Origin of the sequence: Microbacterium sp. SORGH_AS_0421, from assembly GCF_030818635.1 — a bacterium.
Classification (GTDB): Bacteria; Actinomycetota; Actinomycetes; order Actinomycetales; family Microbacteriaceae; genus Microbacterium.
The window spans coordinates 2,334,490-2,360,709 of record NZ_JAUTAO010000001.1 but is presented as its reverse complement, the minus strand read 5'-3'; the positions used below and the strand labels follow the sequence as shown (position 1 = coordinate 2,360,709).

Genomic DNA, 26,220 nt, shown 5'->3' with positions numbered 1-26,220 from the left:
GACCTGAAGGCCGGGGGCGTCGTCTGATTCACGAGAGAGTCAGCGCTTCTCGAGCTCCTCGGCCACGAGGAAGGCCAGCTCGAGGCTCTGGCGGTGGTTCAGACGCGGGTCGCACAGGCTCTCGTAACGCGTAGCGAGAGTCGCCTCGTCGATCTGCTCCGAGCCGCCCAGGCACTCGGTGACATCGTCGCCGGTGAGCTCGACGTGGATGCCGCCGGGGTGCGTGCCCACCGAGCGGTGCGCCTCGAAGAAGCCGCGCACCTCGTCCACGACGTCGTCGAACCGGCGCGTCTTGTAGCCGGTGGGGGTGGTGATGCCATTGCCGTGCATCGGGTCGGTGACCCAGAGCGGGGTGGCGCCCGAGTCGCGGACGGCCTCGAGCAACGGCGGCAGGGCGTCGCGGATCTTGCCCGACCCCATGCGGGTGATGAAGGTCAAGCGACCCGGCTCGCGCTCGGGGTCGAGCTTGTCGATCAGCGCCAGCGCGGTGTCGGTCGTCGTGGTGGGGCCGAGCTTGACACCGATGGGGTTGCGGATCTTCGAGAAGTAGTCGACGTGAGCGCCGTCGAGCTCGCGGGTGCGCTCGCCGATCCACTGGAAATGCGACGAGGTGTTGTACGGCTGGCCCGTGCGCGAGTCGATGCGCGTCATGGGGCGCTCGTAGTCCATGAGCAGGCCCTCGTGGCCGGTGTAGAACTCGACACGGGTGAGCTCGTCGAAGTCCGCCCCGGCGGCCTCCATGAACTTGATGGCCCGGTCGATCTCGGTCGCCATGCTCTCGTAGGCCTGATTGGCCGGGGTGCTCGCGAAACCCTTGTTCCAGCTGTGCACCTCACGGAGGTCGGCGAAGCCGCCCTGCGTGAAGGCGCGGATGAGGTTCAGGGTCGACACGGCCGTGTGGTAGCCCTTGAGCAGACGCGCGGGGTCGGCCTTGCGCGACTCCTCGGTGAAGTCGTAACCGTTCACGATGTCGCCGCGGTAGGCCGGCAGCGTCACGTCACCACGCGTCTCGACATCGCTCGAGCGCGGCTTGGCGAACTGACCCGCCATGCGGCCCATCTTGACCACGGGCATAGAGGCGCCATAGGTCAGGACGACGGCCATCTGGAGCACCGTCTTGATGCGGTTGCGGATCTGCTCGGCGGTGGCACCGGCGAAGGTCTCGGCGCAGTCACCGCCCTGCAGGAGGAAGGCCTGGCCGGCGGCGGCACGAGCGAGGCGCTCGCGCAGGTTGTCGACCTCACCGGCGAAGACCAGGGGCGGGAGGGTCGAGAGTTCTGCGGATGCCGCGGCCACAGCGGCCTCGTCATACCACTGCGGCTGCTGCTTGATGGGCAGGGTTCGCCAGTGGTCGAGGTCGTGGAGCTGCTGATTCACCCCTGAAGTCTAGTGGCGGGAGACCGGCGCCTTCGCCGCCCGTGACGTGGCGAGACGGTCCTTCACGGTCGAGGCGTAGACGTCTTCGTACCGCTGCTCGCCGAGACGCTGGAGCGCCACCATGATCTCGTCGGTGACGGAACGCAACACGTAGCGGTCGCCCTCCATCCCCTCGAAGCGCGAGAAGTCGAGGGGCTCGCCGATCACGATGCCGACACGCCCCACGCGGGGCAGGCGCTGACCGATCGGCATGACGGCGCCGGTGTCGACCATGACCACCGGCACGACCGGGACGCGCGCCTCGAGAGCCATCCGTGCGATGCCCGTGCGCCCGCGGTACAACGTGCCATCCGGGCTGCGCGTTCCCTCGGGGTAGATGCCGAGCAGCTCGCCACGCCCCAGCACCCCCAGGCCCGTGTTGAGAGAGGCCTCGGAGGCCTTGCCGCCCGACCGGTCGATGGGCAGCTGGCCCGTCGCGGTGAAGAACATGCGAGTGGCCCAGCCCTTGAGACCCTTGCCCGTGAAGTAGTCGCTCTTGGCGAGGAACGCCATCCGGCGGTCGATCATGAGCGGCAGGAAGATCGAGTCGGAGAACGACAGGTGGTTGCTGGCCAGGATCGCCGCGCCGTCGGCGGGGATGTTGCGCCGGCCCACCATCCACGGGCGGAACACGGCCTTGATCACCGGCCCGATTACCACGTACTTCATGAGCCAGTAGAACATCGTCAGCGCTCCTTCCCGGCGAGGTCCGCGACCCCGATGAGACCGGCGTCGTTGCCCAGACGTGCGATCGCGAACTCGGCGACCGGACGTTCACCGTACCCCGGGAGCGAGGTCTCGTACGCGAGCTTCACGGGCTCGAGCAGGTCGGCGCCGAGCTGGGCCACTCCCCCGCCGATCACGAAGACCTCGGGGTCGAGCACCGCCTGGAAGCCGCCGCACGCCTCGCCCAGGGCCGTGGCGACACGGCGGAGGGCCTCGATCGCCCCCGGATCGCCGGCGAGGACCAGGCGCGAGACGGCGGGGCCGGGGATCGCGCCCCGCTCCTCGCGCACGGCGGCGAGAGCCGCGCCGATGCCGCCCTCGTCGGCGATGGCGTTGGCCTCGCGCTGCAGTGCGCGTCCCGAGGCGTACTGCTCGAGGCATCCGTTCTGCCCGCACCCGCAGGGGTGACCGCCGCGCACGAAGCGCATGTGGCCGAGTTCGGCGCCGATGCCGTGCCCACCGCGGAAGAGCTCCCCGTCGGTGACGACGGCACCGCCGACGCCGGTGCCCATCGTGAGCATGACCATGTCGCGCACGCCCCGCCCCGCCACCGAAGCGGTACTCGCCCCAGCCCGCGGCGTTCGCGTCGTTCTCGATCGTGACGGGGGCGTCGAGACGCTGCTCGAGACGCGCGCGGAGGGGCTCGTCACGCCAGTCGATGTTCGGCGCGTAGATGACGGTGCTGCGGTCGCGGCTGATGAAGCCGGCGGCGGCCACGCCGATCGCGTGGATCTCGTGGGCGCGGCGCAGATGATCGGCCATGTCGACCACGGCGTCCACGAGGGCCGCGGGGTCGATGGGAGTGTCGACACGAAGCTTCTCGACGATGGTGCCGTCGTCGTCGACGACGCCCCCCGCGATCTTCGTTCCTCCGATGTCGATGCCGACGTTGCGCACCGCGCTCCCTTCCGGGCCCACCGTGCGGCTCGGCCCGGAGCAGTCTAGCCACCCGGTGCAACCGACGATGATGCCGTGCACTCCCCGGGGCGAGCACGTCGATGCGGATAGACTCGTCCCACAGCTCGACGTTCTTCCGGTGCCAAAGGAGTTGCCGTGATCCAGTTCGATCAACCCGCCCTCATCCCCGCAGACCCCGACGCCAACGCGTCCGACCTGCTCGCCGACCGCGTCCGCGCCACCCCCGACCGGCCGCTGTTCGCGGTGCCCGACCGAGACGGATGGCGAGACGTCACCGCCGTCGAGTTCGAACGGCAGGTCATCGCCCTCGCGAAAGGCTTCGTCGCCGCCGGCATCCAGCCCGGCGAGAAGGTGGGGTTCATCGCCCGCACCACCTACGACTGGACCCTGATCGACTTCGCGCTGTTCTACGCCGGCGCCATCATGGTCCCGGTCTACGAGACCAGCTCGCCGTCGCAGATCTCGTGGATCCTGTCGGATTCCGGTGCGATCGCCGTGGTCCTGGAGTCCACGGAACACGCCGAACGTCTCGACGAGGTCCGCAGCGACCTCCCCCTCGTCCGCGAGGTCTGGGCGATGCACTCGGGAGCCCTCGACGCGCTCGTCTCGGGCGGCACGCACATCACCGACGAAGAGATCGAGCGCCGCCGCCACCTGGCGAAGGCCTCCGACGTCGCCACCCTCATCTACACCTCGGGCTCCACCGGCCGTCCGAAGGGCTGCGTGCTCGTCCACAGCAACTTCGTCGAGCTGGCGCGCAACTCCGCCAAGTCGCTGCACGAGGTCGTCGAGACCCCTGGCGCTTCGACCCTGCTGTTCATCACGACGGCGCACGTGTTCGCGCGTTTCATCTCGCTGCTCAACGTGCACGCGGGCGTGAAGACAGGACATCAGCCCGATACGAAACAGCTCCTCCCGGCGCTCGGCAGCTTCCGCCCCACCTTCCTCCTCGCGGTCCCCCGCGTGTTCGAGAAGGTCTACAACTCCGCCGAGCAGAAGGCCGAGGCCGGCGGCAAGGGCAGGATCTTCCGCGCCGCCGCCGACGCCGCGATCGAGCACTCCCAGCGCCTGCAGGACGGAAAGTCGATTCCCCTGCTGCTCAAGATCAAGTTCGCGCTCTTCGACAAGCTGGTCTACTCCAAGCTGCGGGATGCCATGGGTGGCAACATCGTCTATGCGGTGTCGGGATCGGCCCCTCTCGGCCCCCGCCTGGGTCACTTCTTCCGCAGCCTCGGCGTCGTGATCCTCGAGGGCTACGGCCTCACCGAGACCACCGCCCCGGCCACGGTGAACCTCGCCACGAAGTCGAAGATCGGCACCGTCGGTCCCGTTCTGCCGGGTGTCGGCATCCGTCTCGCCGATGACGGCGAGATCCAGGTGCGCGGTATCAACGTGTTCCGCGAGTACTGGCAGAACCCCGAGGCGACGGCCGACGCCTTCGACGGCGAATGGTTCAAGACCGGCGACATCGGCGCCTTCGACAGCGACGGATTCCTCGCCATCACGGGCCGCAAGAAAGAGATCATCGTCACCGCGGGCGGCAAGAACGTCGCTCCCGCCGCTCTCGAGGACCCGATCCGTGCGAACCCGATCGTCGGTCAGGTCGTGGTCGTGGGCGACCACAAACCGTTCATCGCGGCCCTGGTCACGCTCGACACCGAGATGCTCCCGACCTGGCTGGCCAATAACGGCCTGCCCGCCGACATGCCGCTCGCCGAGGCGGCCGAGAACGACAAGGTGCGCGCCGAGGTGCAGGGCGCGATCGACCGCGCCAACACGCGGGTCTCGCGCGCGGAGTCGATCCGCAAGTTCACGATCCTGCCCACCGAGTGGACCGAGGCCAGCGGGCACCTGACGCCGAAGATGAGCATCAAGCGCAACGTCATCGTCGCCGACTTCGCCGACGCCATCGAGGACATCTACGCCGTGCCGGTGAACACGACCAACGTGTCGCTCCCCTGAGACGCGCGACGACGACGGCCCGGTCCCCCCGAGGGGCCGGGCCGTCGCGTATCCCGTCTCACGACGTCAGCGACCCGCACAACCTCAGCCCGGCGCCCCGGAAACCCACGGAGGTTGCGCAAATCGCGGAGAGTACGCCGACGCCGGCCACACCTCGGCGACCCGCACAACCTCAGCGATCCGCACAACCTCAGCCCGGCACACAGGAAACCCACGGAGGTTACGCAAATCGCCGAACGTACGCCGACGCCGGCTACACCTCGGCGACCCGCACAACCTCAGCGACCCGCACAACCTCAGCCCAGCGCGCCGGAAACCCACGGAGGTTACGCAAATCGCCGAGGATACGCCGACGCCAGCCGCACCTCGGCGCCCCGCACAACCTTAGCGATCCGCACAACCTCAGCCCGGCGCCCCGGAAACCCACGGAAGTCACGCAAATCGCCGAGGATACGCCGACGCCGGCCACACCTCGGCGACCCGCACAACCTCAGCGACCCGCACAACCTCAGCCCGCCGCACCGGAAACCCACGGAAGTTGCGCAAATCGCCGAGGATACGCCGACGCCAGCCGCACCTCAGCGACTCGCACAACCTCGGCGATCCGCACGACTACGGCTCGACATGGCCGAGAACGACGGAGGTTGCGCGAATCCCGGGGGAAGCGCGTGACCCGGCTCCGAATCAGAACCAGTCGCTCTCGCGCACCTGGCGCATCGCCTCGCGACGCGTCTCGGCGGACAGGCGCGAGAGGTACAGCATGCCGTCGAGGTGATCGGTCTCGTGCTGCAGGGCCTGGGCGAGCAGCCCCTCGCCCTCGAGCACGACCTCGTTGCCGTCGAGGTCCATTCCGACGACCTTGGCCCACGGATAACGCAGCGCATCGTGCCAGAGACCCGGCACCGAGAGGCACCCCTCCCCCACCGGCTCCGGCTCTCCGCGCGTCTCGACGAGCACGGGGTTGAGCACGTAGCCGATGTCGCCATCGATGTTGTAGCTGAAAGCGCGCAGACCCACGCCGATCTGCGGCGCCGCGACCCCCGCGCGCCCGGGCAGCTCGACCGTGTCGATCAGGTCTTGGACGAGGGCACGGATGCCGTCGTCGATCTGCTCGATGGGCGCACTGGGCGCGCGCAGGACGGGGTCGCCGAACAGGCGGATCGGGCGGACGCTCATGCCGCGACCGCCGGGGCACGCAGGCCCTCGACGACGGCGGCGGCGAGCTCGCGCGCGGCCTGTCGGGTCGAGGGCTGCAGGTCGCGGAAGGTGATGGCGCTGCCCGCGGCGATACGTGCGTCGTAGGGCATGCGGATCACGGTGCGCACACGCGAGCGGAAGTGCGCCTCGAGCTCGCTCTCGCGCACCAGCGGCGTGCCGGGGCGGGAGTTGTTCAGCACGACGACCGCATCGCGGACGCGCGCCGCGTAGCCGTTGGTCTCGAGCCACGTGAGCGTCTCGGACGCGAGGCGCGCCTCGTCGACCGACAGGCCCGCCACGATGACCAGGGTGTCGGCCAGTTCGAGTGTCGCGCCCATGACCGAATGCACGATCCCCGTGCCCGTGTCGGTGAGGACGATCGAGTAGTAGTGCGCGGCGACGTCGGCGACCTGGCGGTAGTCGTCGTCGCTGAAGGCCTCGGACACCCGCGGATCGGAATCGGATGCCAGCACGTCGAGGCGCGTGGCGTCGCGAGCGACGATCGACGAGACGTCGTTGTAGCCGACCATCTCGTCGTGCGAACGGACGAGGTCGCGGACCGTGCGTCCGTTCGGACGGCCGACGCGGTCTGCGAGCGTCCCGCGATCGGGATTGGCGTCGACCGCGATGATGCGGTCGTCGCGCGCGTCGGCGAGGGCCATGCCCAGGAGCGAGGTGACGGTGGTCTTGCCCACACCGCCCTTGCGCGAGAGCACCGGCACGAACCGCGCGCCGCCCGCGAGAGGCGTAGCGATCCGGCGGTCGAGATCCTTGCGCTGACGGGCGCGACGACCGTCGCCGAGGTTGATGCGGTGACGCGAGACCGAGTACACCAGCTGCTGCCAGAGGCCCTCGGGCTCGGGACGCGCGATCTGACGCGGATCGAGCAGACGGTCGGCGGTGAGCAGGTCGGAGCTTTCGCGCGCGTCGTCGATCTGACCGATGCGCTTCGAGGTCAGTGTGACCTCCGGAGCGGGCGTGCGCACGCGCTCCAGCGCGCGGGCGCGATCGACGCGGGCGGCCTCGTCGGCGGCACGGGCGGCATCATCGGCCTGGTGGGCGCTGCGGCGCGTGAGCGGAATCGTTCCGATGACGCCCGTCGCGGCGCGCTCTGCGCGCGTGGTCGGCGCCGCTGCGGGGGCGACGACTGTCTGAGGCTCCGCCCCGGCAGAGTCGGCTTCGATCTCGACCTCGGCGGTAGCCGGCGGTGCGGGCTGCGACTCGGCGGTGACCGGCGGGAGGGGCGCGTCGACGGACTGTCGGGTGGGCTCGGGTGTATCTGCCACGGTCTCGGTCTCCTCGACCTCTGCGTCGTCTGCGTCGTCGGCGTCGTCTGCGTCGTCGTCGTCGTCGAAGGGTACGGTCGCGGCGAGCTCGGTCTCCTCGACAGCGACCTCTTCCGGCTCCGCGGGTGCGGGCACCGCGTCGTGCGGCCTCGCTTCTTCCGAGTCAATCTCCTCGGTGTCGCCGTGCTCAGGCTCGCCGACGGCCGCGGGGACCCACGGCGCGTGCGTGAGCGGCTCCGAGGTGTCCGCCGACACGTCGGACTCGACGTGCGTCTCGGGCTCGCGTTCATCGGCCGGTGCGTGGTCCGGCTCGAGGTCTTCCCCACCCCGGGACGCCGCATCCAGGGCTCCCCCCGTCTCGGCGGCATCGGCTTCGGTCACGAGGGCATCGACGATCTCGGCATCGGCAAGGTCTTCGGCCCGCGGGTCGGACGCGGCTGCCCCGGCCAGGTCGTCTTGCGCCTGGTCGATTGGCGAGAGCAGGTCCTCACCCGGGAGGGCGTCAGCGGCGGTCGGGGCGTCGACGTCATCGTCCTCGTCGACGCCCACGGGCTCGTCGCCGGAGGCAAGCTCCTCGGCCTCTTCCGACGAGAAGGTCTCGCCCGAGCGGTCCTGGTCTTCGTCGATCTCGCGCGATTGCGCGGACGGCTCCGCCGCGGCATCCGCTGCGGTCTCGTCACCGACTCTTTCCGCGACGGCCGGGGGCTCGGCATCCGGCATCTCGTGCTCCGAGGCGTCGCGGGGCGACTCGTCGACGATCTCCGCATCGTGCACGTCGTCGTCGGAGAGCGGCTCCGTCGTTGCGTCCGTGTCATGCGGCTCGAGGATGATGTCGCCGGTCGGGAGCTGCTCGACGTGCGGGTCGTGCACGATCTCGGCGTGGTCGTCGATGCCGGCGGGTACGGCGGAGGGAACGCGCGGGGCGTCGAGGGCGGCGAGATCGGCCTCGTCGAGGGGGATCTCGTCTTCGATCACATCGTCATCGAGGTCGTCGTCGTCGCTGGCCACGGGCAGGTCGACATTGACCTGAGCGATGTGCCCGCCGAGGATCGTGATGCTGGCCGTGTCGAGATTCCCGCTCTCCTCGAGCACGCCGTGCTCGGCGTTCTCGTCGGGGTTCGCGTCGGTGCGGTCGGGGGTCACTGCAGTCTCCAAACGGGAAGAGGGCGCGAAAGCGCCCCCTTCTAGGTTACTGCGCTTGGCGGATTACCAGCAAAAGATCTCCTGCTTCCACCTGTTGTGTGGTACCGATGGCGACACGTTCGACCACGCCGTCGACGGTCGCGGTGATGGCCGCTTCCATCTTCATCGCCTCGATCGAGGCCACGGCCTGACCGGCCGAGACGCGGTCCCCCGCCGTCACCTTCATCGTCACGACGCCCGAGAACGGCGCTGCCATCTGCCCGGGTTTCGAGGTGTCGGCCTTCTCGGCCTGGCGGGCTTCGACGTCGATCGAACGATCGCGCACGAAGACCGGGCGCAGCTGGCCGTTCAACGTCGTCATCACCGTGCGCATGCCCTTGTCGTCGGCCTCGCCGACGGCCTCGAGCCCCACGAACAACTGCACACCCCGTTCGATCTCGACGGTGTGCTCTCCGCCGGACTGAAGACCGTAGAGATAATCGGCCGTATCGAGCACGCTGAGATCGCCGTACGTCTCGCGGGTCTGCTCGAAGGTGCGTGTCGGGCCGGGGAAGAGCAGCCGGTTCAGACGCGCGCGTCTCTCGGAGGACTCCCCCGCCAGGGCGGCCTGGTCGTCGTCGGTGAGCGGCGTCGTGCCGGTCTTGGCATCCCGCCCGGCGAGAACCTTCGAACGGAAGGGCTCGGGCCATCCGCCCGGCAGGTCGCCGAGCTCGCCCGCCATGAACGAGACGACCGAGTCGGGCACGTCGTACTTCTCGGGGTGCTGCTCGAAATCGTCGGGGTCGGCCCTGACGGCGGCGAGGTGCAGGGCGAGGTCGCCCACGACCTTCGAAGAGGGTGTGACCTTCGGCACGCGGCCGAGGATGCGGTTCGCCGCGGCGTACATGTCCTCGATGAGCTCGAAGTCGTCGGCGAGCCCGAGCGCGATCGCCTGCTGGCGCAGGTTCGACAGCTGCCCGCCCGGGATCTCGTGCCGGTACACGCGTCCGGTAGGACCGGCCAGTCCCGATTCGAACGGACGGTACAGGTGACGCACCGCCTCCCAGTACGGTTCGAGGTCGCTCACGGCCGCGAGGTCGAGACCGGTGTCGCGATCGGTGTGCGCGAGGGCCGCGACCAAGGCCGACAGGGACGGCTGGCTGGTGGTTCCCGCCATGGGTGCCGACGCCGCGTCCACGGCATCCGCTCCCGCAGCCGACGCGGCCAACAGGGTCGCGAGCTGTCCGCCCGCGGTGTCGTGGGTGTGCACGTGGACCGGCAGGTCGAACCTCTCGCGCAGAGCCGAGACGAGCTTGGCCGCGGCCGTGGGGCGGAGCAGCCCCGCCATGTCCTTGATCGCGAGCACGTGCGCGCCCGCATCGACGATCTGCTCGGCCAGACGGAGATAGTAGTCCAGCGTGTAGAGGTCCTCGGCGGGATCAAGAAGGTCGCCGGTGTAGCAGACGGCCACCTCGGCGACGGCGGTGCCAGTGCGCAGAACCGCGTCGATCGCCGGGCGCATCTGAGACACGTCGTTGAGCGCATCGAAGATGCGGAAGATGTCGACCCCGGATGCCGCGGCCTCGGCCACGAACGCATCGGTGACCTCCGTGGGGTACGGGGTGTAGCCGACGGTGTTGCGGCCGCGCAGGAGCATCTGGATGGCGACATTCGGCAGGGCCTCGCGGAGAGCGTCGAGGCGCTCCCACGGGTCTTCGCCGAGGAAGCGAAGGGCGACGTCGTAGGTCGCCCCGCCCCAGGCTTCGACGGAGAGGAGTCCGGGCGTCAGGCGTGCGACGTAGGGGGCGACACGCGCGAGGTCACGGGTACGCACGCGCGTGGCGAGCAGCGACTGGTGCGCGTCGCGGAACGTCGTCTCGGTGACCGCGAGAGCGGTCTGCTCGCGCAGCGCCTTCGCGAAGCCGGCGGGTCCGAGCTCCCGCAGACGCTGGCGCGAGCCGCCGGGCGCCGAGGCGGCCAGATCGAGCGTGGGAAGCTTCGCGCCCGGATCGATCGAGAGCGGGTTCTCACCGTTGGGGCGGTTGACGGTGGTGTCGACCAGCCACGAGAGGATCTTCGTTCCGCGGTCCTTCGACTCGCGGCCCTTCAACAGCTCGGGGCGTTCGTCGATGAACGAGGTGCTCAGGTCGCCCGCGACGAAGGCGGGGTCGTCGAGCACGGCCTGCAGGAACGGGATGTTCGTGGAGACACCTCGGATGCGGAACTCGGCGAGGGCCCGACGGGCGCGCGACACGGCGGCCTCGAAGTCGCGGCCGCGACACGTGAGCTTCGACAGCATCGAGTCGAAGTGCGGGCTCACCTGCGAACCGGCCGCTGTCGTGCCTCCGTCGAGACGGATGCCGGCCCCACCGGGCGACCGGTAGGTCGTGATCTTCCCGGTGTCGGGGCGGAATCCCTGGGTGGGGTCCTCGGTGGTGATGCGGCACTGCAACGCCGCGCCGCGCAGGCGGATGTCCTCTTGCTGGAGATGCAGGTCGGAGAGGGTGGCTCCGGCAGCGATGCGCATCTGCGACTGCACGAGGTCGACGTCGGTCACTTCTTCGGTGACCGTGTGCTCGACCTGGATGCGCGGGTTCATCTCGATGAAGACGACCTCGCCGGTGCGCGGGCCCGCGGTCTCCAGCAGGAACTCCACCGTTCCCGCGTTCTGATAGCCGATCGAGCGCGCGAACGCGACGGCGTAGCGATGCAGGTCGTCGCGGACCGACGGGTCGAGGTTCGGCGCGGGCGCGATCTCGATGACCTTCTGGTGGCGCCGCTGCACCGAGCAGTCGCGCTCGAACAGGTGCACGGTCTCTCCCGCGGCATCCGCGAGGATCTGCACCTCGACGTGACGCGGACGCTGGACAGCCTGCTCGAGGAACATGCGCGGGTCGCCGAAAGCGCTCTGCGCCTCGCGCATGGCCTCGGCCAGGGCCGGGGCGAGCTCGCCCTTCGATTCCACGCGGCGCATGCCGCGCCCGCCCCCGCCGGCGACGGCCTTCGCGAACACGGGGAACCCGATGTCGTCGGCCTGAGCGAGCAGTTCGTCGATGTCGTCCGACGCCGGGGTGGAGCGCAGCACCGGAACGCCCGCCGAGATCGCGTGCTCCTTCGCCGTGACCTTGTTGCCGGCCATCGCGAGCACTTCGGCGGGAGGACCGATGAAGGTGATGCCGTGAGCGGCCGCCTTCTCGGCGAGCTCCGGGTTCTCGGACAGGAAGCCGTAGCCCGGGTAGATGGCATCCGCCCCGCATTCGCGGGCGACGCGGATGATCTCGTCGACGTCGAGGTAGGCGCGGACCGGGTGGCCGCGCTCACCGATCTGGTAGGCCTCGTCGGCCTTCAGGCGGTGGAGCGAGGCACGATCTTCGTACGGATAGACCGCGACGGTGCGGGCGCCGACCTCGTATGCCGCGCGGAAGGCGCGGATCGCGATCTCCCCGCGATTGGCGACCAGGATCTTCGAGAACATGCGCACCTCACGTCAAGCTGGCGGAGCTGAATGTGCTCACAGCCTAGGGGACGGTAACGTGGACTCTCGTGCACGTACTCTCCGTCAGCTCTCTCAAAGGCGGGGTCGGCAAGACGACCGTGACACTCGGGCTGGCTTCCGCAGCCTTCGCACGTGGCGTTCGCACTCTCGTCGTCGACCTCGACCCTCAGTCCGACGTGTCGACCGGGATGGACATCCAAGTCGCCGGTCGGCTCAACATCGCCGATGTCCTGGCCAACCCCAAAGAGAAGGTCGTCCGACAGGCGATCACCTCCAGCGGGTGGGCGAAGGTTCATCCGGGCACGATCGACGTGCTCATCGGCAGCCCCTCGGCCATCAACTTCGACGGTCCGCATCCCAGTGTCCGCGACGTCTGGAAGCTCGAAGAGGCTCTGGCGACCATCGAGGCCGACTACGACCTGGTGCTGATCGACTGCGCGCCGTCGCTGAACGCCCTCACGCGCACCGCGTGGGCCGCGAGCGACCGCGTCGTCGTGGTCACCGAGCCGGGCCTGTTCTCCGTCGCCGCAGCCGACCGTGCCCTGCGCGCGATCGAGGAGATCCGCCGTGGACTCTCGCCGCGCCTGCAGCCGCTCGGCGTCGTGGTCAACCGCGTCCGCCCGCAGTCGATCGAGCACCAGTTCCGCATCAAGGAACTCCGCGACATGTTCGGCCCCCTGGTCCTCAACCCGCAGCTGCCCGAGCGCACCTCGCTCCAGCAGGCGCAGGGCGCGGCCAAGCCGCTGCACGTGTGGCCCGGCGACTCCGCTCAGGAGCTCGCTGCCGACTTCGACGCGTTGCTCGACCGGATCGTGCGCACCGGCCGTATCCCCGTCGAGAACGAGGCACCCCAGGCCTGACCGCAGTCCTGTCCGACGCCGCCCCGCTGCCTCGCAGTCGGGCGGCGTCCGTCATTACGGCGCTCCGCGAGACCCCTGAGCACATCGAGGGGCCGAGATCCGTGCCGGCATCGGCGCTGTCGACGCACCCGCCGCTCCCCTACTGGTCGTCGGCCGAGAGGAGTCGGAGCACGACGCATTGCCGGATGCCGTGGCATCCGACGAGAAACGGGCGTGTCTACGCGGTGCGGGCGGCGCGGCGCGCGGCGAGTTCGTCGACGGCCTCGGGGGTCGCCTTTTCGAAATCGACCAACGTCGACTCGACCTCGCGGAGGACCTTGCCCACGGCGATGCCGAAAACGCCCTGTCCGCGGCTGACCAGGTCGATGACCTCGTCGTTCGAGGTGCAGAGATACACCGATGCTCCGTCGCTCATGAGCGTGGTGCCGGCGAGGTCGCGGATGCCCGCGGCGCGGAGCTGGTCGACCGCCGTGCGGATCTGCTGCAGCGAGATGCCCGTGTCGAGAAGGCGCTTCACGAGCTTGAGGACGAGGATGTCGCGGAAACCGTATAGGCGCTGCGATCCCGAGCCGCTCGCTCCGCGAACCGTCGGAACGACGAGCTCGGTCCGAGCCCAGTAGTCGAGCTGGCGGTAGGTGATGCCGGCGGCGCGTGCCGCGACGGCTCCGCGGTAACCGGTGTCGTCGTCCATCTCGGGCAGACCGTCGGTGAAGAGGAGATCAGCGGCGAACCGAGGTTCACCGAGTGCGTCGCCAGCGTTCATGCTCGCGTCCTCCTCATCGGTTCGTTTCCTCCACGCTAGATGAGCGGAGGTCCCCCGGCAATGACATCCGCTCCGAGGGCTGCGGCGTGTCGCGATCAGGACAGGATTCGCTCGAGAGCGTCTCGCACGAACATCGTGCGCACCTCGTCGAGACGGGCCGCGAGCTCGGGTGCGAGCTCACTCGCACGAGCCCGAGAAGGCGCGTCGGGACGACGCAGCAGAGCCGACAACGCGGACTCCACCAGTGAGACCTCGCGCTCGGCGCTCTGGCGGAGCGAGCGGATGTGACGCGGCTCGATGCCGTGGCGATCGAGCGCGACGAGAGCCCGCAGCAGAGTGACGGCCTGCTCGGAATACGTGTCGGCACCGGCGATCACCCCCGTGCTGACCGCGTCGTTCAGCAGCTGGGGACGCGCGCCTGCGGCGGACAGGAGTTCTTCGCGACGATAGCGGCGCGGAGCGCTCGTCATCGACGGGATCGATGTGGGCGGCGCCGGGTTGCGGCCCGCGTCGAGGTCGGCGAGGTAATCGCGGATGACCACGAGCGGAAGGTAGTGATCGCGCTGCAGAGTGAGCGCGAGGCGCAGGCGCTCGAGGTCGGCGGGCGAGAACTTGCGGTACCCCGACTCGGTGCGGGTCGGCGACACGATGCCCTGCACCTCGAGAAAGCGGAGCTTGCTCGAGGTGAGCGCGGGGAAGTCGGGGGTCAGACGCGCGAGCACCTGGCCGATGCTGAGCAGCCCCGCAGCCGTCTGTCGACTACGGGAGGGGGCTGCCGCCATCAGCGCTCTGCCGCGGGCAGGTCGACCGGCGAGCCGAAGAAGTTCAAGCGGAACTTGCCGATGCGCACCTCGGCGCCGTTGACGAGAGCCGAGCGATCGACCCGCTCGCCGTTGACGTAGCTGCCGTTCAGCGAACGCTGGTCGACGATCTCGAACGAACTGCCGGAACGCAGGATCTCGGCGTGACGGCGTGACACGGTCACGTCGTCGAAGAAGAGGTCGGCCTCGGGGTGACGGCCGACGGTGGTCACGTCGGTGTCGAGCAGGTATCGGGCGCCGGTGGTCGGACCGGAGCGCACGATGAGCAGGGCCGCCCCCGAGGGGAGGGCCTCGATCGCCTCGAGCTCGGCCTCGGTGAGATCGGCACCGAAGGGCACGAACGACAGGTCGGCGTCGTGGGTCTGGGTCGTGTCGTGCGACGCGCCGGCTGCTGCGGCGTCGGCCGCGCGCCGGATCTCGTCTCGCTCGAATCGGCTGGTCTCGTCCACGGCTTCTCCTTCATATTCACCATAACCGATCGGTCGCCAACGGCGGGGTCGACCGACTTCGAGCAGGTCATGGTGAGGCGTGATGTGTCTGTATTCGCCGAAACCGGGACACCGCGGTTTGGGGGATGCGGAGGCGGCCGACGAGACACTCGAACCTATCGACCCGGACCTACCCCTGTCGAGTCCGCATCACCCGCTGTCGGCGCGCCGTCTTCACCCCGGACCGCTACGCAGGACGCCGAGACCCTGCGCATGCCCCCCGTCCGGCCGCTTTCACCCTGGTTAGGGTCGGAGAATGACTTCCTCCGAGACGCCTCGCCGCCGCACTGTTCCCGCTGTCCTCGCCGCAGGCCTGCTGGCCGCCGCCGCACTTCTCGTGCCGGCACTGCCGGCCGCGGCCCACGACGAACTCGTCTCTACCGACCCCGCGGCCGGCGCGACGCTGGAGTCGCTCCCCTCCCAGATCACCCTGTCGTACAGCGCCGACATCCTCACCGACGCGGGAGCGACCGTGATCGAGGTCACCGACTCCGCCGGAGCCTCCCTCGCCAACGGCGCCCCGACCGTCTCGGGAACCGAGGTGACGCAGGCCCTGGCGGGGCCGGCATCCGGGACCGTCACCGTGAAGTGGCGGGTCGTCTCGAGCGACGGGCACCCCATCGACGGCGACTTCGCCTTCGCGGTCCCCTCGGCCGCTCCCACCCCCACCGCGACCGCGACCCCCACCGCGTCGGCGAGCCCCGCGGCGACCGAGAGCGCCGCACCCTCGGCGACGTCGGAGGCCACTCCGCTGCCCGCCGAGGACAGCTCCGGCGCCTCGCCCCTGCCCTGGATCCTGCTCGCGATCCTGCTCGTGATCGTGGCGGGCGTCCTCGTCTACGTCCTCGCCTCGCGCGCGGGCCGCAAGACCGCCGGCGGCGACACCACCGGGCGATAGGCTGGAACCATGCCTCATTACGATCTGGTCATTCTTGGTGCGGGTCCCGGCGGGTACGTCGCCGCCGTCCGCGGCGCACAGCTCGGACTGTCGGTCGCGATCGTCGAAGAGAAGTACTGGGGCGGTGTGTGCCTCAACGTGGGCTGCATCCCCTCCAAGGCGCTGCTTCGCAACGCCGACCTCGCGCACACCTTCCACGCGAAGGCCGACCTGTTCGGCATCTCAGGGGACGTCACCTTCGACTTCGGCAAGGCGTTCGACCGCTCGCGGTCGGTGGCCGCGGGCCACGTCAAGGGCATCCACTACCTGATGAAGAAGAACAAGGTCACCGAGTACGAAGGCCGCGGCTTCTTCGCCGACGACCACACCCTCGACGTGACGCTGACCGACGGGTCGAAGGAGCAGGTCACCTTCGACAACGTCATCATCGCCACCGGCTCCACCGTGCGCCTGCTCCCCGGCGTCAGCCTCTCCGAGAACGTCGTGACGTACGAGGAGCAGATCCTGACCCGCGAGCTCCCCGAGTCCATCGTCATCGTCGGCGCCGGGGCCATCGGCATGGAGTTCGCCTACGTCATGACGAACTACGGCGTGAAGGTCACGATCATCGAGTTCCTCGACCGTGCGCTGCCCAACGAAGACGCCGAGGTCTCGAAAGAGATCCAGAAGCAGTACAAGGGCTACGGCGTCGACATCCTCACCTCCACGAAGGTCGACTCCGTCACCGACCACGGAGACAAGGTCACCGTCGCCTACACCGCGAAGGACGGCTCGACCGGGTCGATCGACGCCGACCGCGTGCTGATGTCGATCGGCTTCGCCCCCAAGGTCGACGGCTTCGGTCTCGAGAACACCGGCGTGAAGCTTACCGAGCGCGGTGCGATCGACATCGACGACCACATGCGCACCAACGTGCCGCACATCTACTCGATCGGCGACGTCACCGCCAAGCTGCAGCTGGCCCACGTGGCCGAGGCGCAGGGCGTCGTGGCCGCCGAGACCATCGCCGGTGCCGAGACCCAGACCCTCGGCGACTACCGCAACATGCCGCGCGCCACCTTCTGCAACCCGCAGGTCGCCTCGTTCGGCCTCACCGAGCAGCAGGCCCGCGACGCCGGTCACGACATCAAGGTCGCGAAGTTCCCCTTCTCGGCCAACGGCAAGGCCAACGGCCTGGGCGAGCCCGTCGGCTTCGTCAAGCTCGTCGCCGACGCCGAGACGCTCGAGCTCATCGGCGGTCACCTCATCGGCCCCGACGTGTCGGAGCTGCTGCCCGAGTTGACCCTCGCCCAGAAGTGGGACCTCACCGCCCTCGAGGCGGCCCGCAACGTGCACACCCACCCGACGCTGTCGGAGGGTCTGCAGGAGGCCTTCCACGGTCTGACGGGACACATGATCAACCTCTGATCGTGTGACGCACGAAGGCCCGCCCGGTTCGCCCGGGCGGGCCTTCGTCGTCCCCGCGGGCGACCTCGGCGCGAACGCGAAACGGCACTCCGCCGACGGTCGGTCGCACGTGGCGACCGTGTCGTCGGCGGAGTGCCGTATCTCTTCGCGCGGGCGGAGAGGTCAGTGCCCGAGAGCGCGAGCGGAGAGGTCGGTGCCCGAGAGCGCGGGCGGAGAGGTCAGTGCCCGAGAGCGCGAGCGAGCTTGGACCCGGATGCCGCGTGGCGGCCCCCCGCAGCGAACACCGCCGCGTCGACCGCGGCGAAGAACGCCGCACGCGCGTCGTCGTCGGTCGGCGCGGCAGGACCGAGTTCGACCTCCCACTCGCGCCAGACGGACTCTACGCCGCGGCGCTCGTCGCGGGCGTGGACACGGTCGTCGACGAATTCGGCGACCTCGTTCCCGACCGCGTCGAGCAAGGAGTAGGCGGTGCGATGGTTGCGCACCCGCGCGAGGGGGGTGAACGGAGGCGCGGCGACCGAGGCGACGGCATCCTGAATCGCTTCGGGCACCACCGGGTCGGCGTCGGGGTCGATGTCCCCCTCGAGCGGCCACTGCCTCTCGGTGCGACCAGCACCCTCGAGGGGACCCTTGATGTGCCAGCCCTCGTCGGGCCCTCCGGTGCGGCGGCGGACAGCGATCCCCGCGCGAGCGAGGTCGGCGTCGGCCGTATCGAGGTAGCGTGCGTCCAGGTCACGCGGCTCGGGTTCTCCGACCCGTGTCACGCCCGGGAGGGCCGCCCAGTCGGGAAGAGGCGTCTCATCGTCGACGTCGTACTTCGACTCGATCTCGACGTTCGACGACCCGCTCGGGGCTGCGCTCAATCGTCGCGGCCGTCGGCGTCGGGGTTGATGTCCTCGGTCTCCTCCGAGAAGACGAAGACGGCCTCGGTCGGCCCGTCGGACTCGCCCTGGTTCGCCAGGCCGCCATCGCGGCGGTAGACGAGCTGGCCCTCGCTGTAGGGCATGATCAGCGTGTCGTCGGACTCGTTCTCGAGCGGGAGCACCTGCCCGTCGAGCGGGCCTCCGGTCAGTCGTGCAATAGCCATGACGCCAGCGTAGACCGCGGCACCGACACCGCCCGGTGCCTTGACAGCGCTCACCTACAATCGCTGGAGTGACCTCGACCGACCTCCCCGGCGACCGCCCCTTCGTGCTGCTCGCCACGCGCGCCGAAGACCGCCCGGCCGACGAGGAGTACGCGCTGTTCCTGCGATTCACGCGGCTGCCTCCCGAGCGGCTGCTGCGTGTGCGGCTCGAGCGGGACTCGATGCCCGCCTTCGACCTCGACGCCGGTGTCGGGGATCCTCGTCGGCGGCAGTCCTTTCAACGCGTCCGACCCGCCCGAGCGCAAATCCGCCGTCCAACGGCGCGTCGAGGCCGAGATGGCCGCCCTGGTGGACGAGGTCGTCACCCGGGACGTCCCCTTCCTCGGCGCCTGCTACGGGGTCGGCACCCTAGGGACGCACCTGGGGGCACCCATCGACGGGACGTTCGCGGAGCCCATCAGCGTCGTCGACATCTCCCTCACCCCCGAGGGACGCGACGATCCTCTCGCAAAGGGACTGCCCGCGACCTTCCCCGCGTTCGTCGGGCACAAAGAGGCCATCAGCGCGCTCCCGCCATCGGCGACCCTTCTCGCGTCGTCACCGACGTGCCCCGTGCAGATGTTCCGTGTGAAGCAGAACGTGTACGCGACGCAGTTCCACCCCGAGCTCGACCTCGACGGCATCGTCACGCGCATCCACGCCTACGCCTCGTACGGCTACTTCGCGGCGGACGAACTCGACCTGACCCTCGCCGCCGTCCGCCGCGCGCCCGTGACGGCTCCCTCACTCATGCTGCGGACCTTCGTCGAGCGCTACGCCCGCTGAACCCCTCTCGTCAGGAGCGGTCGCGGGGAGTCACCCGCACGACCTGGACGGGAGCGGTCACCGCGGGATGCGCGAGCCGGAGATAGGGTTCGAGCCCCAGGTCGACCAGGTGCACGAGTCCGGACAGCTCCGGACCCCGTCCACGGACCAGGCCCGCCTTGAGGGCCCCGAAGGTGACCGTGACGTCGGCGGCGAGCACGGCGGCATCCGCCGTCCCGTCATCGGGATCGAGGCCGCTGGGGAGGTCGACCGCGACGACGAACGGTTGCTCCCGAAGGCCGCGGACGCCTTCGACGAGAGCGCGCGCTCCCCCGCGCAGGCGCCGGTCCGCCAGACGACCGATGCCGAGGATGCCGTCGAGCACGAGCGCGTACTCGGCCAGCTCACCGCGGACCTCCGACGCCGACCGCACGCGCGCTCCCGCGGCGACCGCGGCATCGAGCGCCGCCCGGTGCACGCGATCGCGCACGAGCACCAGGTCGACGCGCTCGGCGACGGCGCCGAGCTCGGCCGCGGCGTACAGGGCGTCTCCCCCGTTGTCGCCCGCGCCCACGAGGACGAGAACTCTTCCGGGGCGCGCGACGAGCTGCTGCGCGACGATGTCGGCCAGGGCCGCGGCGGCCCAGCGCATGAGCGGCCGCCCCTCCGCCAGCAGAGGCTTCTCGGCGGCACGGACGGCGTCGGCGCTGTACGCGGCGACGCGTTCCCCCGAGGCCAGCAGCCCGCTCGCGGACTCACTCATCGGGGGACCCCGCGCGAGCCTCGGCGCGATCCTCGCGAGCGGCCGCCGCAGGGTCGTTCTTCGCGAGGTTCTCGCGCTCCTTCGTCTCTGCGGCGCGGGCGGCGTCGAGCTCACCGGTCGCAGCCCGCACCGCCTTCTCGGCTCGGCGGACGCGGAACTGGATCATGGTCGACGCGCCGTACTTCGCGCGGACGCGGTCGTGGTCCTCTTCGGTGGCGACGGTGATGTACGCGCCCGCGATGAGGATGACCTGGCTGGAGAGGTTCAGCCACAGCAGCAGAGCGATGAGCGAGGCGAACGTCGCGAGCAGCGGGTTGTTGCCCGCTCCGCCGACGAACAACCCCGACAACTGCTGCAGGACGACGAGTCCCACACCGCCGAGAAGGGCACCCCGTAGGAGCGTGGGTCGGCGCGTCTTCACGCCCGAGAGGGCGGCGAAGGCCACGGCCACGGCGGCCGTGTCGAGCAGCAGGACGACGAGCGTCGAGACCAGCCAGGTCAACACCGCGGAGATCCAGGAGTCGGCGGAGATGCCCAGCAGCTCCCGCACGAACGTCAGCCCGGCGGTGGCGAGGAAGGTCACGACGGCCGCGCCGACGAGAGCGACGCCGATGCCGATCGCGACGGCGAGGTTGCGCACGATGACGAGGATGGGGAGCGTGTCGTCGGTGGCGACGCCGGCGATCTGTCGAAGGGCCGAGCGCAGCGAGCCGATGGCGCCGATCGCTGCGCCGAGCAGACCGATGGTGCCGATGACTCCCGCGACCGTGAACTCCGGCGGGGCTTTGATATCGCTGACCTGTAGCAGTCCGTCTTGCCCGACGAGGCCTGGAACGACGCTATTCACCGAACGTTCGAGAGCTTGAAGACCCTCCGGGTTGCCGGAGAGCCAGATCGCCGCGAACGAGAACCCGATGAGCACCGCAGCGAACAGGCTGAACAGGGTGCGATAGGTCACGCTGTCGGCGAGCATGGGGCCGCGCGCCCCCGAATAGACGAGGAACGCGCGCACGAGACGGAGCCGCAGCGCCCACGCCGTGACACGACGGATGAGGTCAGCCATGCGCTCAGGGTATCGACGCGGCGGGGCGTGCCCCACGGGCTTGACCGCGGAGGTGCGCAGCGACAGGTCAGCCCGACGGCATCCCCTCTCCCGGCCCGCCCACCAGACGCAGCCACGCGCCCGAGAGGAGCCAGGGGCCGTACGCGAGCTGCGTGCGCCGTCCACCCGCGAGCAGAACACCGGTGGCGGCGACGCCGCCGAGAACAACAGCGAAGAGCAGGCCGGATGCCACGGCCTCGGGCCCGTACCATCCCAGCGGCGCCCCGACGAAGGCGGCGAGCTTGACGTCTCCTCCGCCGAACGCACCGGGACGCGACAGGTGCAGCGCGAGAGCGACGACGAACGCCGCCGCCGAACCCCCGACGACGCCGAGCGCGCGCCCCGGTTCACCGGTGCGCAGGGCTTCGGCCGTCAGCAGCGCCGCGACCACGAGCAGCGCCGGAAGCACAACCGCATCGGGCAGCCGGTGGGTGCGGACGTCGACCACGGCGAGCGCGATGCTCGCCACGGCGAACACTCCGGCGGCCAGTGCGATCAGCATCGGCACGGCTCAGGCGTCGATCACGAAGAGGTCGACGCGCACGACCGACCCGGGGTCGATGGCTTCGGCGTCGCGCACCGCGCGCTTGAGGGGCAGGACGTAGACGCCCCCGGCCTGCGGGAAGATCGAGGTACGGAAGGTCGTGGCGCCGATCGTGGCGTCGACCCGCACCCCGCCGAAACCGCGCCGATACGTCTGCGTCTCGCGGATCTCGGCGCTGAGCTCGGGCGGCAGCGCGACGAAGTACCAGTCGCTGTCGCTGCGCGCCTCCCACCGGAAGACGTCGCCCTCGAACCGCACTCTCATCGCCGCTCCCCTCCGTCGTGCGAGGTGGTCACGATACCGGTGAGCGGCTGACGGCGGGCCGCGTCATCCCCTGGGGAGGAACGTCGACGCTCATCGTCGCGGTTCGCGCCTCGGCGAGCGTCCGACGGCGACATCCGCGCCGACGGCGACGATCGCCGCGCACACGTAGACGACGATGTCGCGTGCGTCGAACCCGGTGCCGAGCACGAGCGCGATGGGACGGAACCGTTCCGCGAGGTCGACGGGGATTCCCGTGGCCTGGAAGAGTTCCACGGCCACGCTCCATCCCCCGGCGATCAGGCCGACGACGAACGGGCGCAGGCGCGGGAGCACCATCACGAGCGCGGCGTAGACCGCGACCGTGTAGAGCGCGTCGCCGGCGATATCGGTCGCGGTGTTCGAGGGCAGCACGAGGTGGACGACGAGCCCGGCGGCGACGACCGCGGCCAGTGCGAGCAGTGCGGTCGTGCGGCGTCGAGTGGGCGGCATCCTGCCATCGTGACACCTTCCGCCGCGGCGTGAGACGCGCGTCAGCGGATGACCCCCGCGGCCCGCGCCGGGTCGGCGTACGCGCGAGCGAGTGAGTCGACGGTGTCGTGGGCGTTCAGCCCGCTGGGGTTGGGCAGCACCCAGGTCGGGACGTCCGCGATCGACTCCTCCTGTCGCCCCGCGGCCGCGCGGGGCCGCTGGAAGCCCTGGCGGTAGGCGGTGAGCCCGACGACCGCGACGGCCTGAGGCTGCCACCCGGCGACCCGCTCGACGAGCGACGCCGCACCCGCCCGGAGTTCCTCCCGTGACAGCTCATCGGCCCGCGCGGTCGCTCGCGCGACGAGGTTCGACACGCCGACTCCCGCGTCGAAGATCATGCGGCGGTCCTCGTCGCCGAGCGGCTCGGAGTAGGCGGGCAGACGCGGAAGGATCCCCGCCCTCACCAGCGCCGGCCAGAAGCGGTTGCCCGGGCGTGCGAACGGGGTCCCGGTCGCCGCGGTCCAGAGGCCCGGGTTGATGCCGACGAACAGCAATCGCACGCCCGGCTCGACGAGGTCGGGCCTCGTGGCATCCCGATAGGACTCGAGTTCGGCGCGCGTATACCCCATGAGACCACTATGACCACTACGCGGTGCGGGCCGGCGCGCTCTGCCAGGATCGGAGGAATGGATGCCGTTCCCGCCCTGACCGAGGTCCCTCCCGCGCAGTTCGTCATCGTCGGCGACAACGTGCGCCTCGCGACCTACTCGTGGGGCGACGTCGAGGCAGATCCCGTCCTGTGCGTCCACGGCTTCGGTTCGAGCACCCGCGACAACTGGGTCAACACCGGGTGGGTGCGCGACCTGCTCCGCGCCGGTTACCGCGTGATCGCGGTGGATCAGCGCGGTCACGGCGCCAGCGAGAAACCGCACGACGCCGCGTCGTACACCATGCCCACGCTCGTCAGCGACCTCGTCGCCGTGCTCGACACGTACCTCCTCGATCAGGTGCGCTACCTCGGCTACTCCCTCGGCGGGCGGGTCGGCTGGCAGCTCGCCGTCGACGCCCCCGAACACGTGGAGCGCGCGGTTCTGGGCGGCATCCCGGACGGTCGTCCTCTCGCGCGGCTGCAGGTCGACCAGGCTCGGGCGTTCCTCGACCACGGTGAACCCGTTCAGGATGCCACGACCCAGCGTTACGTCTCGCTCGCCGAACGCGTGCCGGGCAACGACCTGCGTGCGCTCGTCGCGATTGCAGAGGGGATGCGCCTGGGCGAGACCGATCCCGACCCCTCGTCGCCCCCGCAGCAGCCCGTGCTCATCGCCACGGGAACGGAAGACCCCATCCACGACCAGTCGAAGCACCTGGCGGGGCTCCTCCCCCAGGGTGAGTTCGCCGACATCCCGGGCCGTCACCACGTGAATGCTCCCGGCGCTCGGGCGTTCCGCGAAGCGGGCATGGAGTTCCTGGGGCGCTGAGCCGCGAGCCGCGGTGCGCAGAGTTGCCGCGGCGCCGCCCCGACGGCATCCCGCGTTCTCCCGCGGGGTGTGCCGCTCCCGCTCCCGCTCCCGCTCCCGCTCCCGCTCCCGCTCCCGTTCCCGCTCCCGCTCCCGCTCCCGCTCCCGCTCGTTGAGTGTCCAGAAAACCCGGAGAGATCTCGAATTCGTCCGGATGTTTTGGACACTCGACGTACCCGGGCTGAACGTGCGCGAGATGCATGGGCGGCGAGTGCCCTCCGTCGAGTGTCCAAAACACGCCGCACGGGCGTCCCGGGACCCGGCGTGTCGTGGACACACTCAACCGGGAAAAGCGCCGTCTCAACCGCAGTCGTAGACCGTAGAGGGGGCCGAACTGTCGGCCGCGCAGTGCTGCGTCACCCAGGTGCGGATCTGCGACGACGCGGTGGTCGTGGCCGCGGCGGCCATCGACGTGCCCCCGCCGCGCTGGTCGCCGCCGACGACGTATCGCACCTGGCCCGAGTCGACCATGGCGGTGAAGGCCTGCAGGGTCGGCACATCGTCGGTGCCGTTGAAGCCGCCGATCGGCAGGAACGAGCCGCCGTCCGAGGCGATGATCAACTGCGCCGCCGACTGCGCCCCGAAGGTCGCGGCCAGATACGTGGATCCCGTGCCGCGGGCCTGCAGCCACGAGACGAGAGCGTCGCTGTTCTCGCCGCCACCGGCGCCGAAGCCTGCGCCGCCGGTCGGTGCTCCGCCCGCTCCCCCGCGCGCGTGCCCCGAGGCCGAGCCGCCGGGCGCCGTCGCAGGGCCGGATCCCTGCCCGAACCCCTGCCCCGGCGTTCCTCCTCCCCCGTGTGCGGCGCCGAGTCCCTGGCTGCCGCGTCCGCCGGTCGGCATTCCGCCGGCGAAATCTCCGCCGCCGAAGCCCCGGCCACCGAAACCCGAGGTCTCCGATACCCCTCCCGCGACGGGATTGATCGAGTTGGGGTGGGCGACGGTGACCGCCGACCAGACGGCCGGGGTCAGCAGCAGCCCGATCATCAGCGCGACGGTGGTGACCGGACGCCCACGGTGGCGTGTCGACAGCAGCACGATTGCAATCACGGCGGCGATGGCCTGAGCGATCGAGACGGGCACGCTGTATCCGCCGGTCGAGATGCCGATGCCGAGAGCCGTCGCCCCCGCGGAGGCGACGATCGCGATCTGCGGCCACACCCTGCCCGCGCGATGAGCCACGGCGAGCGCGGTACCGATGGCGAGGGCGAGGGGTATCGCGAGCGATGCCGTGTAGAACTGGTGCATTCCCGCGACGGCGGAGAACATCGCGGCGAAGGTGGCGAGCCACACGGTCAGCAGCACCGTGAGCGGTCGCGAGAAGCGCAGCACCCGCAGGACGACGAGAGCGACGACGGCGGCCGGAACGAGCCACGCCACCTGCCCCGCGAGCTGGGCGTTGAACAGGCGCAGCACCCCGGGCTCACCCGAGAACGGAGGGGTGAACGACTCGTACGCACCGCTGTCGGCGGTCGCCGAGAACCGGCCCAGGCCGTTGTAGCCGAACACCATCTCCCACGGGTTGTTCGTGAGTGTGCTGCCGATATAGGGCCGGCTTCCCGCGGGGATGAGCGACACGATCGCGACCCACCACAGCGAGGCCGCGAGGCTCACCGCACCCGCGAGCGCGAGGTGACCGATGCGTCGAGACCACGACTGCCGGGTACACAGGTACGCGGCGGCCAGTGCCGGCCAGACCGCCCAGGCCTCGAGCTCGTAGAACTGGAACGACAGGCCGATCAGGGCGCCCGCGGCAATGAGCCACCCGAGACTGCGCGCCTGAACGGCGCGCACCGCCGCCCAGGCCGTCAGCGACAGACCGAGCACGAAGAACGTCTCGGGCTGGTTCGAGCGCGCGACCGCGACCAGGATGGGCGTCACGGCCACCACCGCGCCGGCGATCAGCCCGGCGCGCTCCCCCGCCACGCGTCGTGCGGCGAAGGCGGCGACGAGTGCCGCGGCGACCGCCGCGAACGCGTTCGGCAGGATCACCGCCCACGCCGAGTACCCGAAGGCGCGCACGAACAGGGCGGGAATCCAGAACGACCCGGGGATCTTGTCGAGCGTCACGGTGCCGGCGGGGTCGACGGCGCCGAAGAAGAAGTTCGACCAGGACCGGCTCATCGACAGGGCGATCGAGGCGTAGTACTCGCTCGGAGCCCCCGCCCACACCTGCCACCCCGTGAGGGCGAGCGCGACGAGTCCGACGGCGGCGAGGCCGACGGTCCAGCGTCGAGGTCGACGCAGACCCGACGTCAGCGGAAGCGTCGGGGTGGGAACGGGAGGAGATGCAGCGGCCACCGGCGCATCGTAG

22 protein-coding genes and 2 pseudogenes are annotated in these 26,220 nt (G+C 70.2%); 6 read left to right on the top strand and 18 right to left on the bottom strand.

Annotated features, from left to right (window positions below; all coding sequences use genetic code 11):
- Positions 1-39 precede the first annotated feature (39 nt).
- From QE416_RS11230 to QE416_RS11220, 3 genes and pseudogenes are all read right to left on the bottom strand, one after another.
- Positions 40-1,377, bottom strand: a complete 1,338-nt coding sequence (locus tag QE416_RS11230) for a class II 3-deoxy-7-phosphoheptulonate synthase (RefSeq protein ID WP_210076356.1) — start codon at positions 1,375-1,377, stop codon at positions 40-42.
- Between the two features lie 9 nt (positions 1,378-1,386).
- Positions 1,387-2,100, bottom strand: coding sequence for a 1-acyl-sn-glycerol-3-phosphate acyltransferase (locus tag QE416_RS11225; protein ID WP_210076358.1), 714 nt, complete (start codon positions 2,098-2,100; stop codon positions 1,387-1,389).
- A 2-nt stretch (positions 2,101-2,102) separates the two neighbouring features.
- A pseudogene (locus QE416_RS11220) lies at positions 2,103-3,039 on the bottom strand (ROK family glucokinase).
- Between the two features lie 156 nt (positions 3,040-3,195).
- Between QE416_RS11220 and QE416_RS11215 the strand changes: the two are divergent.
- Complete coding sequence (locus QE416_RS11215) at positions 3,196-5,022, top strand: long-chain fatty acid--CoA ligase (RefSeq protein WP_267786724.1); 1,827 nt, start codon at positions 3,196-3,198, stop codon at positions 5,020-5,022.
- Positions 5,023-5,706: 684 nt separating this feature from the next.
- Here the strand turns inward: QE416_RS11215 and def are convergent.
- Genes def through QE416_RS11200 form a run of 3 tightly spaced genes read right to left on the bottom strand, consistent with a single transcriptional unit; the run spans position 5,707 to position 12,102 of the window.
- Positions 5,707-6,198, bottom strand: coding sequence for a peptide deformylase (gene def / locus QE416_RS11210; protein ID WP_210076364.1), 492 nt, complete (start codon positions 6,196-6,198; stop codon positions 5,707-5,709).
- Positions 6,195-8,648 (bottom strand): MinD/ParA family protein, encoded by a 2,454-nt coding sequence (locus QE416_RS11205; protein ID WP_307316233.1) that lies wholly within the window; start codon positions 8,646-8,648, stop codon positions 6,195-6,197. The genes def and QE416_RS11205 overlap by 4 nt, the downstream gene beginning before the upstream one ends.
- Positions 8,649-8,694: 46 nt before the next feature.
- On the bottom strand, positions 8,695-12,102 hold the full coding sequence (locus QE416_RS11200) for a pyruvate carboxylase (RefSeq protein WP_307316231.1): 3,408 nt from the start codon (positions 12,100-12,102) through the stop codon (positions 8,695-8,697).
- 68 nt (positions 12,103-12,170) lie between these two features.
- On the opposite strand from QE416_RS11200, the gene QE416_RS11195 reads away from it, so the two are divergent.
- Complete coding sequence (locus tag QE416_RS11195) at positions 12,171-12,983, top strand: ParA family protein (protein WP_055835478.1); 813 nt, start codon at positions 12,171-12,173, stop codon at positions 12,981-12,983.
- Positions 12,984-13,200: 217 nt separating this feature from the next.
- Here the strand turns inward: QE416_RS11195 and QE416_RS11190 are convergent, their stop codons facing one another.
- From QE416_RS11190 to QE416_RS11180, 3 genes are all read right to left on the bottom strand, one after another.
- Complete coding sequence (locus tag QE416_RS11190; RefSeq protein ID WP_210076368.1) at positions 13,201-13,746, bottom strand: MerR family transcriptional regulator; 546 nt, start codon at positions 13,744-13,746, stop codon at positions 13,201-13,203.
- A gap of 95 nt (positions 13,747-13,841) precedes the next feature.
- Complete coding sequence (locus QE416_RS11185) at positions 13,842-14,528, bottom strand: MerR family transcriptional regulator (RefSeq protein WP_210076370.1); 687 nt, start codon at positions 14,526-14,528, stop codon at positions 13,842-13,844.
- Positions 14,528-15,016: an FHA domain-containing protein gene (locus QE416_RS11180; protein WP_210076372.1), complete on the bottom strand. Its 489-nt coding sequence runs from the start codon at positions 15,014-15,016 to the stop codon at positions 14,528-14,530. Before QE416_RS11180 ends, QE416_RS11185 begins: the two co-directional genes overlap by 1 nt.
- Positions 15,017-15,311: 295 nt before the next feature.
- Between QE416_RS11180 and QE416_RS11175 the strand changes: the two genes are divergently transcribed.
- On the top strand, positions 15,312-15,953 hold the full coding sequence (locus tag QE416_RS11175) for a copper resistance CopC family protein (RefSeq protein WP_307316222.1): 642 nt from the start codon (positions 15,312-15,314) through the stop codon (positions 15,951-15,953).
- Positions 15,954-15,962: 9 nt separating this feature from the next.
- Positions 15,963-17,360 carry a dihydrolipoyl dehydrogenase gene (lpdA, locus tag QE416_RS11170; protein ID WP_210076375.1) on the top strand — a complete coding sequence of 466 codons (1,398 nt, stop codon included), beginning with the start codon at positions 15,963-15,965 and terminating at the stop codon, positions 17,358-17,360.
- Positions 17,361-17,578: 218 nt separating this feature from the next.
- On the opposite strand, the gene QE416_RS11165 is transcribed toward lpdA, so the two are convergent.
- Positions 17,579-18,223, bottom strand: a complete 645-nt coding sequence (locus QE416_RS11165; protein ID WP_307316217.1) for a CYTH domain-containing protein — start codon at positions 18,221-18,223, stop codon at positions 17,579-17,581.
- On the bottom strand, positions 18,220-18,447 hold the full coding sequence (locus tag QE416_RS11160) for a response regulator (RefSeq protein ID WP_267786713.1): 228 nt from the start codon (positions 18,445-18,447) through the stop codon (positions 18,220-18,222). Before QE416_RS11160 ends, QE416_RS11165 begins: the two co-directional genes overlap by 4 nt.
- Before the next feature lie 68 nt (positions 18,448-18,515).
- On the opposite strand from QE416_RS11160, the pseudogene QE416_RS11155 reads away from it, so the two are divergent.
- A pseudogene (locus tag QE416_RS11155) lies at positions 18,516-19,272 on the top strand (glutamine amidotransferase).
- A 10-nt stretch (positions 19,273-19,282) separates the two neighbouring features.
- Here the strand turns inward: QE416_RS11155 and QE416_RS11150 are convergent.
- The 6 genes from QE416_RS11150 to mug all read right to left on the bottom strand — a co-directional run bounded on the left by QE416_RS11150 (position 19,283) and on the right by mug (position 23,021).
- Positions 19,283-20,014, bottom strand: coding sequence for an NAD(P)H-hydrate epimerase (locus QE416_RS11150; protein WP_307316212.1), 732 nt, complete (start codon positions 20,012-20,014; stop codon positions 19,283-19,285).
- Positions 20,007-21,077, bottom strand: coding sequence for a YihY/virulence factor BrkB family protein (locus QE416_RS11145; RefSeq protein ID WP_307316206.1), 1,071 nt, complete (start codon positions 21,075-21,077; stop codon positions 20,007-20,009). The genes QE416_RS11150 and QE416_RS11145 overlap by 8 nt, the downstream gene beginning before the upstream one ends.
- Before the next feature lie 67 nt (positions 21,078-21,144).
- Positions 21,145-21,618 (bottom strand): A24 family peptidase, encoded by a 474-nt coding sequence (locus QE416_RS11140; RefSeq protein WP_307316203.1) that lies wholly within the window; start codon positions 21,616-21,618, stop codon positions 21,145-21,147.
- A 9-nt stretch (positions 21,619-21,627) separates the two neighbouring features.
- Positions 21,628-21,924, bottom strand: a complete 297-nt coding sequence (locus tag QE416_RS11135; RefSeq protein ID WP_307316200.1) for a DUF1905 domain-containing protein — start codon at positions 21,922-21,924, stop codon at positions 21,628-21,630.
- Between the two features lie 90 nt (positions 21,925-22,014).
- Positions 22,015-22,413 (bottom strand): DUF2809 domain-containing protein, encoded by a 399-nt coding sequence (locus QE416_RS11130; protein WP_307316197.1) that lies wholly within the window; start codon positions 22,411-22,413, stop codon positions 22,015-22,017.
- Positions 22,414-22,454: 41 nt separating this feature from the next.
- Positions 22,455-23,021 (bottom strand): G/U mismatch-specific DNA glycosylase, encoded by a 567-nt coding sequence (gene mug / locus QE416_RS11125; protein ID WP_307316194.1) that lies wholly within the window; start codon positions 23,019-23,021, stop codon positions 22,455-22,457.
- A 57-nt stretch (positions 23,022-23,078) separates the two neighbouring features.
- Here mug and QE416_RS11120 point away from each other — a divergent pair, with 57 nt between their 5' ends.
- Positions 23,079-23,870 (top strand): alpha/beta fold hydrolase, encoded by a 792-nt coding sequence (locus QE416_RS11120; protein ID WP_307316192.1) that lies wholly within the window; start codon positions 23,079-23,081, stop codon positions 23,868-23,870.
- A gap of 339 nt (positions 23,871-24,209) precedes the next feature.
- Here QE416_RS11120 and QE416_RS11115 read toward each other — a convergent pair whose 3' ends face one another.
- The gene (locus QE416_RS11115) at positions 24,210-26,207 is read right to left on the bottom strand and encodes a glycosyltransferase family 39 protein (protein WP_307316189.1); all 1,998 of its coding nucleotides are present in this window, start codon (positions 26,205-26,207) and stop codon (positions 24,210-24,212) included.
- Between the last annotated feature and the right edge of the window lie 13 nt (positions 26,208-26,220).